Source organism: Nitratireductor sp. J20-h4 (genome assembly GCF_056780505.1).
Window position 1 is genome coordinate 1,314,613 of the sequence record NZ_CM165557.1, and the last position, 14,055, is coordinate 1,328,667.

General features: G+C 64.6%; 13 protein-coding genes and 1 tRNA gene. 5 read left to right on the forward strand and 9 right to left on the reverse strand.

Features of this window, described 5'->3' with window-relative positions:
• Position 1 precedes the first annotated feature (1 nt).
• The 3 genes from ACT2B0_RS06405 to ACT2B0_RS06415 all read left to right on the forward strand — a co-directional run bounded on the left by ACT2B0_RS06405 (position 2) and on the right by ACT2B0_RS06415 (position 2,079).
• Positions 2-973 (forward strand): beta-ketoacyl-ACP synthase III, encoded by a 972-nt coding sequence (locus ACT2B0_RS06405; RefSeq protein ID WP_473462683.1) that lies wholly within the window; start codon positions 2-4, stop codon positions 971-973.
• A 102-nt stretch (positions 974-1,075) separates the two neighbouring features.
• On the forward strand, positions 1,076-1,393 hold the full coding sequence (locus ACT2B0_RS06410) for an integration host factor subunit alpha (protein WP_473462686.1): 318 nt from the start codon (positions 1,076-1,078) through the stop codon (positions 1,391-1,393).
• A 155-nt stretch (positions 1,394-1,548) separates the two neighbouring features.
• Positions 1,549-2,079, forward strand: a complete 531-nt coding sequence (locus tag ACT2B0_RS06415; protein WP_473462688.1) for a MerR family transcriptional regulator — start codon at positions 1,549-1,551, stop codon at positions 2,077-2,079.
• 252 nt (positions 2,080-2,331) lie between these two features.
• Here ACT2B0_RS06415 and ACT2B0_RS06420 read toward each other — a convergent pair whose 3' ends face one another.
• The 8 genes from ACT2B0_RS06420 to ACT2B0_RS06455 form a co-directional block, all read right to left on the reverse strand.
• Positions 2,332-2,697: a putative quinol monooxygenase gene (locus tag ACT2B0_RS06420; RefSeq protein ID WP_473462690.1), complete on the reverse strand. Its 366-nt coding sequence runs from the start codon at positions 2,695-2,697 to the stop codon at positions 2,332-2,334.
• Positions 2,698-2,848: 151 nt separating this feature from the next.
• A tRNA-Pro gene (locus tag ACT2B0_RS06425) sits at positions 2,849-2,925 on the reverse strand.
• A 116-nt stretch (positions 2,926-3,041) separates the two neighbouring features.
• Positions 3,042-3,464 (reverse strand): ATP-binding protein, encoded by a 423-nt coding sequence (locus tag ACT2B0_RS06430; RefSeq protein WP_473462693.1) that lies wholly within the window; start codon positions 3,462-3,464, stop codon positions 3,042-3,044.
• Entirely contained in the window at positions 3,427-4,671 is a 1,245-nt protein-coding gene (locus ACT2B0_RS06435) for an O-antigen ligase family protein (RefSeq protein ID WP_473462696.1), read from the reverse strand. The genes ACT2B0_RS06430 and ACT2B0_RS06435 overlap by 38 nt, the downstream gene beginning before the upstream one ends.
• Complete coding sequence (locus ACT2B0_RS06440) at positions 4,668-6,206, reverse strand: undecaprenyl-phosphate glucose phosphotransferase (protein ID WP_473462699.1); 1,539 nt, start codon at positions 6,204-6,206, stop codon at positions 4,668-4,670. The genes ACT2B0_RS06435 and ACT2B0_RS06440 overlap by 4 nt, the downstream gene beginning before the upstream one ends.
• A gap of 87 nt (positions 6,207-6,293) precedes the next feature.
• Positions 6,294-7,430: a glycosyltransferase gene (locus ACT2B0_RS06445; protein ID WP_473462701.1), complete on the reverse strand. Its 1,137-nt coding sequence runs from the start codon at positions 7,428-7,430 to the stop codon at positions 6,294-6,296.
• 21 nt (positions 7,431-7,451) lie between these two features.
• Positions 7,452-8,015, reverse strand: coding sequence for a polysaccharide biosynthesis/export family protein (locus tag ACT2B0_RS06450; RefSeq protein WP_473462703.1), 564 nt, complete (start codon positions 8,013-8,015; stop codon positions 7,452-7,454).
• Between the two features lie 229 nt (positions 8,016-8,244).
• Positions 8,245-9,347 (reverse strand): IS3 family transposase gene (locus ACT2B0_RS06455; RefSeq protein ID WP_473458804.1). Its coding sequence is split into 2 segments (ribosomal slippage): positions 8,245-9,086 and positions 9,086-9,347, totalling 1,104 coding nucleotides; the frame shifts between segments, so codons are not numbered across the junction.
• A 112-nt stretch (positions 9,348-9,459) separates the two neighbouring features.
• On the opposite strand from ACT2B0_RS06455, the gene ACT2B0_RS06460 reads away from it, so the two are divergent.
• Positions 9,460-11,664 (forward strand): GumC family protein, encoded by a 2,205-nt coding sequence (locus ACT2B0_RS06460; protein ID WP_473462704.1) that lies wholly within the window; start codon positions 9,460-9,462, stop codon positions 11,662-11,664.
• 15 nt (positions 11,665-11,679) lie between these two features.
• Here ACT2B0_RS06460 and ACT2B0_RS06465 read toward each other — a convergent pair whose 3' ends face one another.
• Positions 11,680-12,882 carry a GNAT family N-acetyltransferase gene (locus ACT2B0_RS06465; RefSeq protein ID WP_473462707.1) on the reverse strand — a complete coding sequence of 401 codons (1,203 nt, stop codon included), beginning with the start codon at positions 12,880-12,882 and terminating at the stop codon, positions 11,680-11,682.
• 113 nt (positions 12,883-12,995) lie between these two features.
• Between ACT2B0_RS06465 and ACT2B0_RS06470 the strand changes: the two genes are divergently transcribed.
• Positions 12,996-14,054, forward strand: coding sequence for a polysaccharide deacetylase family protein (locus ACT2B0_RS06470; RefSeq protein ID WP_473462709.1), 1,059 nt, complete (start codon positions 12,996-12,998; stop codon positions 14,052-14,054).
• Position 14,055 lies beyond the last annotated feature (1 nt).

Consider the following 14,055-nt stretch of genomic DNA (forward strand, 5'->3'; position numbering starts at 1 on the left):
GATGATACGATCAGTCGTGCGCGGTGTTGGAACCGCATTGCCTCGGCGTGTCATGCGCAACGCGGATTTCGAGGGTGTCGTCGAGACGTCGGACGAGTGGATCGTCCAGCGTACCGGCATTCGCCAGCGTCATATCGCCTCCGAGGACGAGACCACGGCCTCGCTCGGTGAGGCTGCCGCCCGCAACGCGCTCGCCGCCGCCGGCATGACGCCCGACGACATCGACCTGATCGTGTTGGCGACCTCGACGCCCAATAACACCTTTCCCGCCACCGCCGTCGAGATCCAGCAACGGCTGGGCATGCATCACGGCTTCGCCTTCGATCAGCAGGCCGTGTGCTCGGGCTTCGTCTATGCCATGACGACGGCCGATCTCTATATTTTCGGCGGACAGGCGAGGCGGGTTCTCGTCATCGGCGCGGAGACCTTTTCGCGGATTCTCGACTGGAGCGACCGCACCACCTGCGTTTTGTTCGGCGATGGCGCCGGCGCCGTGGTTCTTGAGGCGGCGGACGGGCAGGGCACGATGGCCGACCGCGGCATCCTGGCCGCAAGCCTCCGGTCCGACGGCGCGCACAAGGACAAGCTTTATGTCGATGGCGGGCCGTCCTCCACCGGTACGGTCGGCCATCTGCGCATGCAGGGCCGCGAGGTCTTCAAGCACGCCGTCGCCATGATCACCGATGTGGTCGAGGCGACCTTCGCCGCGGGCGGCGTGGGCGCCGACGATCTCGACTGGTTCGTTCCCCACCAGGCCAACAAGCGCATCATCGACGCTTCCGCCAGGAAGCTGGGGATCGCCGAGGACAAGGTCGTGACGACCGTTCATCTGCACGGCAACACCTCGGCCGCCTCCGTTCCGCTCGCCCTGGGGTGCGCGGTCGGCGACGGACGGATTCGCCAGGGCGACCTGGTTCTGCTCGAGGCGATGGGCGGCGGGTTCACCTGGGGCGCGGTCCTGTTGCGCTGGTAGCGGCCCCCATACGATAGCGGTTCTTGACCTGGGTGCGCTGATTCCCTAACGTCCCTTCGGTTTTGAATTATCTAGCAATTCTGTGCGAGACTGGACGACCGAATGGGGGGAAAGACCATTACGCGCGCCGATCTGGCTGAATCGGTCTACCGCAAGGTGGGGCTGTCACGGACCGAATCGGCACAGCTGGTCGAAATGGTGCTCGACGAAATCTGCGACGCGGTGGTGCGCGGCGAGACGGTGAAGCTGTCTTCCTTCGCTACGTTTCAGGTGCGCGAGAAGAACGAACGCATCGGCCGCAACCCCAAGACCGGCGAGGAAGTGCCGATCCTGCCGCGTAAGGTCATGACCTTCAAGGCCTCCAACGTGCTCAAGAGCCGCATTCTGCGCGCGCACAAGGCGCTCAAGGGCGGCAAATAATCCTCGTCGAAGCGGTCGGGGCCTCGCTCGGTTTGGGGTTTTCGGCACGGTTTGCGGCCGGCTGCGCCGACAGCCTTGCATGCCGGCTTGAATATTGCCGCGCAAACCGCTGAAATGGAGGCCGAATCGGAGGAACGTCCTTGCAGGAGCACGCCATGGACAAGAGCCCCGACGCGTTCAGAACCATCAGTGAAGTAGCCGAGGATCTCGACCTGCCGCAACATGTGCTGCGGTTCTGGGAAACCCGCTTCACCCAGATCAAGCCGATGAAGCGCGGCGGCGGTCGGCGCTATTACCGCCCGCAGGACGTCGACCTCATCAAGGGCATCAAGCGCATGCTTTATGATCAGGGATACACGATCAAGGGCGTTCAGAAATTGCTGCGCGAAAACGGTGTCCAATTCGTGGCCGCCATCGGCGCCGGCGATCTCGCCGCCGCCGAGGCGATCACCAAGCGCAAGCAGGCCGAAGCGCCGCCCCAGGCCGCGTCCAGACCTTCTGACGACGAAATGCTGGTCGGCGAGCCCAAGGCCAAGCCGAGCCGTCGGTTTTTCGGGCTGGGCAAGACTGACGAGGACAGTCCGGTCCAGGGCGAGGGCCGGCTGTCGCGCGACAACCGGGCGCTTCTGCAGGAGGCGCTGTTCGATCTTCTGGAGTGCAAACGCCTGCTCGATCAGGTGCGCTGAGGCGATTTTGCGCTCAGGCGGCGGCGCGGGTTCCGACGACGTGGTTTCACCAGCGAGAAAACATCGCGCGCGCTGACAGCTGGCATTGCGCGGTCCCGCTCGGGGCGTAAGGCATTGTCGGGGACGAGAGGCTCTGGCGCCCGGCCGTCCCTCGAGCGTTTCCAGGCGAAGTGGAAGCCGGTTCGCCGTTCGGAAACGCGTCAAAACAATAGATTAGAGCTGGTCTGCGATTCCGCGAAAAGCAGAGCGGCGCTAACCGTCATTGGCGGCGTTGAGCTCTTCCGGACGCAGCCCGTCATCGGCTTCAGTCGGGAATACCGCCCGGGAAATCGTCTGCCTGCGCGTCGCAACGAACGGTTCCATCGCTGTCAGCAGGCGTTTGACCGCAGGCGTGCGCCGATGCGTGGCGAATGCCGTGCGGTCGGCGTAGAGCGCGCTGACGATGAACCGGCGGGCAAGCGGCTGACCGTCGTCGTCGATCGGCCGCAGGACTTCGAACCGCAGGCAGCCCGGTTCGTCGTCGAGGGTGCGGCGGGCATGCTCGCACATCAGCGCGCAAAACCCGGCTTCGCCGCCTGTAACCGTTTCATATTCGACGATGATGCTGTAGGTGCCCACGCGTTACTCCCGGTCGATGCGGTCCGACCATAACGCGTGCGGCCGAAAAACCGCAACGCCTGTCCCGTGAGGCGAAAACGCCGCGGAGACAGTGTTGCCATGTCTCCGGTACAAACTGTTACCCATGTGTCCGGAATGGACCGTAAAAAAATGGTCGGAGCGGCGGGATTCGAACCCACGACCCCTTGACCCCCAGTCAAGTGCGCTACCGGGCTGCGCTACGCTCCGAACCGGGGCAAGCCTTAAAGGCTCGCCCATGCGCGTGCAAGCGAAAAACGGCCCGTCGCCGCGGACGCGCGCGGGGTTCTTTCAGCCGGTCCCGCTCTCCGGTGGCATCGGTTGTGTCAGCGGCAGGCCGATCGCGAACGCGCCGCCGCCCTGGGCCTTTTTACCGCTGTCGGCGTGTCGCCGAACGCGGTGATGATCTGGCGGCTGATGGCAAACCCGAGCCCCGCGCCGGCCTGGCCCGCCGCGCCGCCGCGGGCGGACTTTTCGAAGATCGTCTCGCGTATGGCCTTGGGCACGCCGGGCCCGTTGTCGCTGACGTTGGCGCTCGTAGCGCCCCTGCGCACGCGGAAAGCGATCGTGCCGGTCGGGCTGCGGGCAGTGTTAAGTTTGATCGCGTTGGAGACAAGGTTGATGAACACCTGGGCCAGGCGGTCGCGGTCGCCGGCGATCAGGGCGCGGCGTGCGGCCCGTGCGATCCCGGGCGCGCTGCGCCTTGTGCCCTCAGCGGAAGGGCGCGTGCGCCCGGCCGGTATAGGCAAGCCGGTATTCGAGCGCGATCGCGCCCCACACCAGGCCGAGCAGCAGGTAGAAATGCCGCCAGTGATCGGTGTCGATCACCGTGCCGAGCAGGATATGGCCGACCAGCACGACATAGGCGCACAGCAGATAGGGGTGCCAGGGGCGGTCGCGAAACAGGATGCGCAGACCGGCCGCCAGCGTCCACACGATCAGCATTGCATAGGCTGCAAAGCCGAGCCAGGAATAGGCCAGCAACGATTTGAGCCAGATATTGTGCGTATCCTCGCCGAACGTCTTGCCGAATTCGAGCGGCCCGATGCCGAGCGGGTTTTCCAGTGCGATCGAAAATCCGATCGCATGCCGCGCGAAGCGGCCGAGCCGCGCGCCGTCATAGTCCTGCACCAGCCGGGCGCGGTCGGCGAACAGGTCGGCGACCGCCGGGATCTGCAACGCGATCAGGATGCCGGCCACCAGCAGCGTAAGCGCAATCAGCGCCATGACGATGATCTTCATGCGAAACGCGCCGCTGCGGTGGCGCGCGAACACCGCCAGGGTGATCAGCACCGCCGAGATCGCAAACAGTCCCCACGCGCCGCGCGAGAAGGACAGGAAAAGACCGAAGGCGATCACCAGCAGCGGCAGCGCGTAGTAGGGAATGCGGGCCACCGGGCCGGTCAAAAGCCGGTACAGCAGATAGATGCCCGGCAGGGTGATGAAGGGGCCGAAGACGTTCGGGTCCTCGAAGACGCCGGCCGCGCGCTCGAACTTGGTGAACATCTCCGCGCCCGGGAAGGCGTGGAAATAGCCGAGTATGCCGAAAAACGCCGTCGACAGGGCGGCCGCGATCCAGGCGTAAAAGACCAGCCGATAGAGCTCGGGTCGCCGCTCCAGCACCGCGGCGAAGAACACCGAGGTCAGGGCCAGGAACAGCGACACCGCCAGATAGAGCGGCGCGTCGCCAAAGTCGTCCATCTGCAGCATGGAGACCACGCCGCCGAGGTTGAAGACGATCAGGAGCACGAGCAGCGGGGCCGTACCGCGCGACAGATGCAGGCCGAACAGCGCCCAGATCGGGATCAGGGCGGCCATGTAGAGCTCGTAGGGCGCGGGCTCGCGGATCACGAAACCCGACAGGAACACGCCCAGCGCGATGGCCGCGGAGGCCAGCACCGAGACGAGCTTGGCGTTGATCGCCTGGCGCGGCAGGGTTGACGCGATCGCCGTCAATAGGCGGACTCCGTCTTCAGGAGCCGGATCGGCGTCAGCAACAGGATCTTGAGATCGAACCACAGCGACCAGTTTTCGATGTAGTGCAGGTCGTATTCGGTGCGCATCTTGATTTTCTCGTCCGTATCCACCTCGCCGCGCCAGCCGTTGATCTGGGCCCAGCCGGTCACGCCTGGCTTGACGCGATGCCGGGCGAAATACCCGTCGACCACTTCGTTGTAGAGCAGATTGTGCGACTGCGCCGCCACCGCATGCGGACGCGGCCCGACCAGCGACAGGCTGCCGAACAGCGCGTTGAAGAACTGCGGCAACTCGTCGATCGAGGTCTTGCGGATGATGCGGCCGACGCGCGTCACGCGCGGATCGTCCCTGGTCACAGCCTGTTTCGCCGTCGGGTCGCATTGCTCGGAATACATCGAGCGGAATTTCAGCACCTCGATGACCTCGTTGTTGAAACCGTGGCGTTTTTGCCGGAACAGCACCGGTCCCTTGCTGTCCAGTTTGATCGCGATCGCGGTTGCGATCATTAGCGGAGCGAACAACACGATGCCGAGCACCGAAAAGACGATGTCGAAAATCCGCTTGGCGACCGAGTCCCAGTCGTTGATCGGCTTGTCGAAGATGTCGAGCAGCGGCACCGAGCCGATGAAGGAATAGGCCCGTGGACGGAACCGCAGCGCGCTCGAATGCGCCGACAGGCGGATGTCGACCGGCAGCACCCAAAGCCGCTTGAGCATCGACAGAACCCGTGCCTCGGCCGAGATCGGCAGCGACACGATCAGCATGTCGATCCTGGCGATGCGGGCGAATTCGAGCAGTTCCGACACCGTGCCGAGCTTGGGATAGCCGGCCACGATCGGCGGCGAGCGCTTGTCGTCGCGATCGTCGAAAATGCCGCAGATGCGGATATCGTTAGACGGCTGGCGTTCGAGCGAACGGATCAGGCTTTCGGCGGCGGCGCCGCCGCCGACGATGACGGCACGGCGCTCCATGGTGCCGTTGCGCGCCCAGCGGCGGATCAGCCGCGACACGACGAAGCGCAGGGTCAACACGCCAAGCAGGCCGCTGAGATACCAGCCGGCGAACCACAGGCGCGAGAATTCGGCGGAATTCTTCATGAAGAACCCGGCGAGCGCCATCAGCGCGAAGGTCCCCGACCAAACCAGGGCGATGCGTCCGGCAAATCGCCACGGCGCGCGCAGGGCGCCGATATGGTAGGCGTGCGCGAACTCCAAAAGCACGACGGCGCCCAGCGAGCCGGCCGGGATCGCGACGGCGTATTCCCAGTAAAGATGGGTCTGCGTCCCGACATAGTAGAAATACATCCACGCGCCGGCGAGCGCGAACACGGCGAACTCGGACAGTCTGAGCATGCCCATGACCATCACCGGCGACAATGTATCGCGCCGGTACTGGCCTGCGATATTTCGCGCCATCGGTCCGAGCGAACCGGCTTTCTGAGGGGCCGCGCCATCGTCCTCGAATTGCCGGACCGCCTCGAGCGTGTATCTCAGTTCTGGGTCGATCTTGTTCATCACAACGCCTTCCAAGCCTATCAGGGTCTAGCAGGAAGCTGCTAAGATTCCCTTGATGGGGCGGATGGCTTTGGCGTTATTCTTGGGTTAGCGGACCCGCGCGACCGTGTCCTGGTAGATTGTCCCGATGCGAGCGGACATGACGTCGGCGCTGAAGTTCTCGGTCAGAAAGGCGCGGTCGGGCATCGTCGCCGCGTAGGCGTCTTCGTCGGCAAGCGCCTCGGCCATCTTGGCCGCGATCGCGCCAGCCTCCGGCTCGACCAGCGCGTTCGGCGCGGTGGCGAAGATCTCGGGAATACCGCCGACCGCGCTGGCGATCATCGGCCGGCCGGCGCCGAGCGCCTCGATCACGATGTAAGGCATCGCCTCCGCGCGCGACGGCACCACCACGATGCGCGCCCGCGCAAAAGCCTGGCGCGCCGGCATCGGCATTTCGAAGCGGACCAGGTCGGCCAGGCCGAGCGCGCCGGCCTGCGCCAGGTAGCGTTCGCGGTCTTCGCCGTCGCCGACCATGACCGCGCGTACCGGACGCTCGGCCATGGTCTGCACACGCGCCAGCGCGTCGATGAAGATGTCCGGCCCCTTCAGGTCGCGCATCATGCCGATATAGAGAAAGTCGGCGGCCTTTTGATCGGCGGCCACCGGCTCGAATTCTTCGGCCCGGATACCGTTGTAAACGACGTGATAGGGTGAGATCGGTTCGCCGATCTTGCGCCGGAACATGGCGCGCTCCTGCTGCGACACGAACAAGAGGTGATCGGAAAACCGATCCATCAAGCGCTCCACGAGAAAGAAGAAGCGGCCCGTCAGGGCCGTTTCGTCATAGTGAAGACTGCCGCCATGCGGCGAATAGAGGCGGGCTACGCGAGACCCAGATACCCGCAACAATGAGCCGAACACGCGTGCGTAGACGCCACCCTTGGCGCCATGCCCGTGCAGGATGTCCGGCTGCAATTCCTTGATCAGTCCAAAAGTCCGAAACGCGGACACGATGTCGCCCGGCCCGATATGCCGCTGCATGGGGGTGCGCGCAACGCCCAGGGCGAGCTGCGGTTCGAGTTCGCCCAGCAGCCGGTTCTCGAAATCGCCGCCGGTCGAGGAATCGCACACCACCCCGACCTGATGTCCCGCTGCCGTCTGCGCGTGGCTCAGGTCACGCACGTGGCGGAAGATTCCGCCGACCGGGGAGCGGAAGCAATGAACGATGCGCAGGCTTTGTGTCACGGAACGAAGAGCCGTTGCGCGCTAGAACAGGCGTTCGCGGACATAGATCGTATCCCCCGGTAGCACCGGATCGGAGGTCAGAACGCGTCCGGTCATCACCTTGCCGTTGATGTCGCGGGTGATGTCGACGCCGCCCTGATTCGCCCTGGCGGTAAACCCGCCGGCCGCTGCGATCGCCTTTTGCGCGGTCATGCCCGGCACATAGGAATACTGTCCGGCCGCGCCGACCTCGCCCATCACGAAGATCGGGCGATAGCGGTCGATCTCGACCGACACGTCCGGGTCGCGCAGGTAGCCGTTTCGCAGCTTGCCGGCGATCTGTCTTTCGACCGCGCTCGCCGATTGGCCGCGCGCGGCGACCGCGCCGACGAGCGGGAAGGCGATATAACCGGCCTGGTCGACGCTGTAGACGTTGCTCAGGCTTTCCTGCTCGAACACCGTAATGCGCACGCGGTCGCCCGAATCCAGCACATAGGGTTTGGTCAGCGCGGCATGGAATGCAGGCGGGGCGGGGCGATAGCCGGAACACCCCGCCGCTGTCGCGAGCGCGAGAAGGGCAACCGAAATGACAAGCCGGCGTTTCATGATCCGCAACGCACCTTTGATTGACACAGGCGGCCGCCAGGGGAGGCCGAAATCCCGCTTGTTATCCTCCTGTTAGGGTTAATGCCCGGTAAAGGGGTCGGCGCAAAGCCGCAGAATACGCTTCTGTCGGCCTGCGCCCGTTTCTTAACCTGCCGGTTACCATAGGCGTTTACTTTTTGCTCTGAGACCGAACTTTGGAGCGCCGGTGGCTGGAGTTTTCCGGCTTTCTTCACGGTGACGGGCTGGCTTCGCCACCGGGATTTTGTAATGCGATCGGGACGTTGTATCCGATCGCCGAGTGAGGCCGAACCTCATTGTAGTATCTACGCCAATCCTCCAACTTTTCGCGGGCATCCGCAAGACTCAGGAACCAGTGTGCGTTCAAACACTCGGCCCGCAGCTTGCTGTTAAAGGCTTCGATGAAGCCGTTGTCCGTAGGCTTGCCCGGCCGTGAGAAGTCGAGGGTGACATCGTTCGCATAGGCCCACAGATCGAGGTCCCGGGAGATGAACTCGCTGCCATTATCGACCCTGATCGTCTTCGGATAGCCGATACGGCCACATACTCGCTCGAGCGTCTGGACGACATCCTCGCCGCGATAGGAGAAGCGCGGATCGACCGCTGGGCAATAGCGGGAATGAGTGTCGACAATGGTCAGGACACGGAGCTTCTTGCCGGTCGCGATCTGGTCATGGACAAAATCCATGGCCCACACATCGTTCGGTCCGATGGCCTCCTGGCGATCCTCCCTGAGCTTGGCCTTCACCCGTCGCTTGGGGTGCTTGTTCCTGAGCTGTAGTCCCAACTCATTGTAAATCCTACGGGTCTTCTTCATGTTGATCGTCCATCCCTCACGACGCAACAGCACGTGGACACGCCGGTAGCCGTAGCGAACCCGCGTCTCGCAAATTTCCTTGATCCTTCGTTCGAGCGCGGCCTGACCGGTGCGACGGGACTTGTAGTGGTAGGTGGAGGTCTCGAACTTCAGTGCCTTGCAGGCCCGTCTGATCGATATCCCCCAGTCCACCAGCATCCCGTCGACCAGCTTGCGCTTCCGGGCAGGCCTCAGAGCTTTCGGCGAATGACGTCCTGCAGCATCTCGCGATCAAGCGTCAGGTCAGCGACGATCTTCTTCAGCCGACCGTTCTCGTCCTCAAGGGCCTTCAGCCGGCGCATCTCATCTGGCAACAGTCCAGCATACTTCTTCTTCCAGTTGAAATAGGTCGCCTGGCTGATCCCGGCCTTGCGGCAGATCTCTGCCACGGGCACGCCGTCATCGCCCTGCTTCAGAATGAACGCCTTCTGCGCGTCCGAAAACTTCGATGCCTTCATCGCTCTCCGCTCCATTCCAGCCAGGGAAAACTAAGCGGAAAAATCTAACCAAAAGCGATCCAGTTTGTGGGGATCAGAGCATTTTGTCCGAGGAAAACCCGGAGTTTTGCCGATGGCCGGCGTGCGCAATCCCGACCAGGATCTAGACATAGACATTGCCGCTCTGTTTGCGGGACTTGGCCGCAACTGGGTGCGCATTCTTGCGGTCGCGCTTGGCGCGACGGCGGTCGCGTTCATGCTGGCATCAATGGCCACCCGCCACTACAAGGCCGAAACACGCATTCTCATCGAGACGCGTGAATCCGTATTCACGCGCCCCGAAACCCAGCGCGACGCGGACCCCATTCTCGACGAGCAGGGCGTGACCAGCCAGGTGGAGGTGATTTCCTCGACCGACATTCTCACCACGGTCGCCCGCCAGCTCGATCTGGCCGCTGTTGCCGAATTCGAGGCCGACGGACAGGTTTCGCTGGTCGACAGGCTGTTGATCCTGACCGGGCTGCGCAGCGATCCCGTCGCGCTGCCGCCCGAGGAACGCGTGCTCAAGGTGTTCCGAGAAAAGCTCAATATCTATCGCGTGGAGAGCTCGCGCGTCATTGTGGTCGAATTTTCCTCCGAAGACCGCGATCTCGCCGCAGCCGTGCCGAATGCGATCGCCGACGCCTATATTCAGTTGCAGCGCGAGGCCAAGCAGCAGTCCAACGCCGATGCGACTGAATGGCTCGAGCCTGAGATTGCCGATTTACGCGCCAAGGTGAAGGAAGCGGAAGGCAGGGTCGCCAATTTCCGCTCCCAGTCGGATCTGCTTATCGGCGGCAACAACTCCATGCTCGCCACCCAGCAGCTTTCCGAGCTCTCAAGCGAACTGTCCCGCGTGCGCGCCAACCGCGCCTCCACCGAGGCGACGGCGCGCTCCATGCGCGAGGCGCTCTCGCAGGGGGCTTCGATCGACGCGTTGCCCGACGTTTTGGCCTCGCCGCTGATTCAGCGCCTGCGCGAGAACCAGGTCCAGCTCAAGGCCGACATCGCCGACCTGTCGGCGAGTCTGCTCGACAACCACCCGCGTATTCGTGCGCTGCGCTCGCAATTGGCCGATCTCGACCGCCAGCTTCGCGCGGAGGCGCAAAAGATTCAGGCCAGTCTGGAGACCGAGGCCGAATCCGCGCGCCTGCGTGAGCGTGAACTGGTCGCCGAACTCAACAAGCTCAAGGCAGAATCCGCCCGTGTGGGCGAACAGGAGGTCGAACTGCGCGCTCTGGAGCGCGAGGCGGCAGCACAGCGCGATCTGCTCGAATCATACCTGGCGCGCTTTCGCGAGGCGATTTCGCGCAAGGACCGCAACTATCTGCCGGCCGACGCGCGCATCTTCTCGCGCGCGACCGTACCGGGCGAACCCTATTTTCCCAAAATTCTGCCGATCTCGGGCGCGACCTTTGCGGCCGCGCTCATCCTGATGGCCGTGGCGACGCTGCTTTCGGAGCTGTTCAGCGGTCGCGCGCTGCGTCCCGCGCAACGGTATGACGGCGTGCCGTCCAATGTCGTCATGCCGCGCGACCGGGCCGACGAAGCCGCGGCCGAAGCGAGCCGGCGGGAGGCCGCCCTTGAGGCGGAGGCGCTCGCGCGTGCCGATAAGGTCGATGCGGCCGAAGCCCCTGTCGAAGACGGGACCGGGGTCGACGAGACGGTCGACGCGCCGCTGGCGCCAGTCTTCACCCGCGGCCAGATCACGGTTGAGGCGGCGGCCGAAAAGTTGATTGCCAGTGGTGCGTCCCGCGCCCTGTTCATCTCGCCGGAAGGCGACGAGGGCGCGGCGTCGGCCGTGATGGTCGCGCGGGAGGTGGCCGACGCGGGACTGCGTGCCTTGCTGCTCGACCTGACCGAAACCGGCGCGGCGTCGTTTCCGATGCTGGAAAGCGCGCGCCTGCCGGGCATAACCGACCTGCTGTGCTCGAAGGCGCAGTTCACCGACGTCATTCACCCCGATCACTATTCCGAGTGCCATGTGATCCCGAGCGGCACGGCCGACCCCGCCCTGGCGATGCGCGCCGTGGACCGCCTGCCGATCATCATGGAATCGCTGACCACCGCCTACGACATCGTTGTCGTGGAATGCGGACCGGCGGACGCGGCCAGCATCGCCCGGCTGATGAACGAAGCAAGCGAAGTCTTTGTCAGCGTGATCGAGGAAGACGACGAGGCGATCTCCACCACCACCACCGACCTGCGCTCCAGCGGCTTTGCCGACGCCGTGCTGGTCACCCCGGTGGGTTACGTTCCGCCTTACGTGCCGGAGCCGGGCCGGCAGTCGGCGGCCTGATCCCACAGGCCGGAATCAGGTTTCGTCGCTGCCGCGCAGCGTGCGCCGGGCGCGCTTGACGGTTTCCCAAAGGCTGCGATTGGCCTTCACGCGCCGTTTCACCGCCGCGGCGGCGCGCCGCCTCAGGGCGCTTGCCCGGCCCGTGAGCGTCAGGGGAACGACGATGTCGAGATGGCGTGTCTCGATATCGCACCACAGCCGCTTATAGGCTTCGTCGCCGACGCTGAAATCGTAGAGCGCCAGGCCCTGGTCGCAGGCTTCTCGGATATTGTCGAAGAACAGGAATTCTCCCGGACTTGCGAAGGCCAGTTCGTCTCCGGCGATCGCCCCGAATTCGCAAATGATGCTGTCGGCGGTCATGCTCGATCCCGTCACCGCGCGCAGCTTGCCGCCGACTTCGAGCCCGTGCAGCAGAAAGGCTGGCGCGGCCTTGTCCGCCTCGCAGGCGAACAGTTCGCGAAAGAAATCCTGCACCGGCGCCCCGTCGAAGACGTTTTTGATGCCCATGGCGGCGAAGCGCTCGGCCTTCATGGCGAAAAACGCGTCGAGCAGGCGTTCGCTGTCGGCGCGGGTTTTTGCTTGCAGGCGGCGAAACCCGCCGGCCGCCTCGAATTTGCGGGTCTGCGAGCGATGTTTCTTGCGTTTGCGCCTGCCGCTGGCGCGCGCCAGCACCGCTTCGAACCCGCCGCTGAGATCGACGGCAAGCGCCGGGTTGGGGCTTTGCGCGCCGGCGAGACCGCAAAACGGGTTCGGGTTGCCGCGAAACCCGTCGACCAGGCGTTCGAGCGCGATCAGGTCGATATCCGGGCGCGCGGCGCGGATCGACCGGATCAGGCTTTTGATTTCGACCGCGCCGATGCCGGCGGCCGCGGCCGGAAGCACGGGTGAAAAATTGCCGTTGGCATGGGTGCCGCCGACCAGGCAGGCCAGTGTGACGGAGCCAAGTGCCACGACTTCCAGCGCCACAGCGAAGACGGGCCGATGTTGACGCGACAATGTGGCAACGATGATGTCGGCGTTGCAGTGCCGTTTCCAGCACTCGATCCAGTGCGGACTCTGGGCGGGCGCGAACACAGCCTCCCGGCACAACGCGGCATAGGCCGACAGCGCGACGTCGCCCTGCAGGCACGCCGCCTGCAGCGCCTGCCGGCCGGCCTCGACCGGGCGATCCGTGTATCCGGCATGCCGGTGCGCCGAACGTGCCGGTCGTGTCGTCACAGGGCTCCTCGCGTCAACCATACCTTTAACCTTCGGGTGTAGACCTCGATCGGTAACGGGGCCGATCGGGCCTTTCGGCCGATGCGCCGAACCTAACCGGCAATGGTGAAGGAATGATCGACAGGGGGGAATTGCTGCGCAAACTGGCCCTGAACGTGGCGCGGTTCAGCCTCCTGGGGCCAATTGCCGGCGGTTTTTATCGCGGTGTCGGTGCGATCTTGATGTTGCATCGGGTCACCGCGGCGCCGGGCGAGGCGATCGGCGCCAACCGCCATCTGACGGTCTCGCCGCAATTTCTCGACGCGCTTCTGGCCGAGGTGGGCCGGCTCGGCTACCGGTTCGTGACGATGGACGAGGCGGTCGACCGGCTGGCTTCCAGGCGCCGCGGCGACCCCTTCGTCACCATCACCGCCGACGACGCCTATCGCGACAATGTGCAGGAAGCGCTCCCGGTGCTGGAAAAGCACCAGGCGCCGATCACCATCTATGTCGCGCCGGCGCTGATCGAAGGCCGGTCTCTGCTGTGGTGGGACGTGCTGGAGCGGATCGTGTCGTGTCGCGACACTGTCTATCTGTCGACGGGCCACGGCAAGGTGGCGCTCGACTGTTCGACGCCGGCCGGCAAGATGACCGCCAACAACGCCATTCACGACTATCTGACACGCGACGTGCCCGAGGAAGACCAGCGCGCCGTCATCCGCGATCTGGCGCTCGCCGCCGGGGTCGATCCGGACGGGCCGAACCGCGAGACGCTGATGAACTGGGACGAGATCCGCGCCGCGGCCGCCCACCCGCTGGTCACGATCGGATCGCACACCGTCCACCACTATAATTTGCGGCGGCTTGCCGAAGACAAGGCCCGCCGCGAGATCGTCGATGCTGGCGGCATTCTGGAAATCGAGCTCGGAGCCCGACCGCGGCACATGGCCTATCCCTACGGCTACGCATCGGCGGTCGGCGGGCGCGAGGTCGCGCTGGCGCGCGAGGCCGGCTATCTTTCGGCCGTCACGACACGCCATGGCATGGTGCAGGCCGAGCACGCCCGTCACCTGCATTCGCTGCCGCGCATCTCCATCAACGGACGCTATCAGCGCGTGTCGCATGTGCGCACGATGCTGTCGGGCATCACCACGCCGCTCGCCAATCGCGGTCGCCGGGTCGTGACCCTGTGAG

Coding starts and splice junctions, on each gene's coding strand:
- ACT2B0_RS06405 (WP_473462683.1), top strand. CDS start 2: ATGATACGATCAGTCGTGCGCGGTGTTGGAACCGCATTGCCTCGGCGT.
- ACT2B0_RS06410 (WP_473462686.1), top strand. CDS start 1,076: ATGGGGGGAAAGACCATTACGCGCGCCGATCTGGCTGAATCGGTCTAC.
- ACT2B0_RS06440 (WP_473462699.1), bottom strand. CDS start 6,206: ATGAACAAGATCGACCCAGAACTGAGATACACGCTCGAGGCGGTCCGG.
- ACT2B0_RS06415 (WP_473462688.1), top strand. CDS start 1,549: ATGGACAAGAGCCCCGACGCGTTCAGAACCATCAGTGAAGTAGCCGAG.
- ACT2B0_RS06470 (WP_473462709.1), top strand. CDS start 12,996: ATGATCGACAGGGGGGAATTGCTGCGCAAACTGGCCCTGAACGTGGCG.
- ACT2B0_RS06460 (WP_473462704.1), top strand. CDS start 9,460: ATGGCCGGCGTGCGCAATCCCGACCAGGATCTAGACATAGACATTGCC.
- ACT2B0_RS06450 (WP_473462703.1), bottom strand. CDS start 8,015: ATGAAACGCCGGCTTGTCATTTCGGTTGCCCTTCTCGCGCTCGCGACA.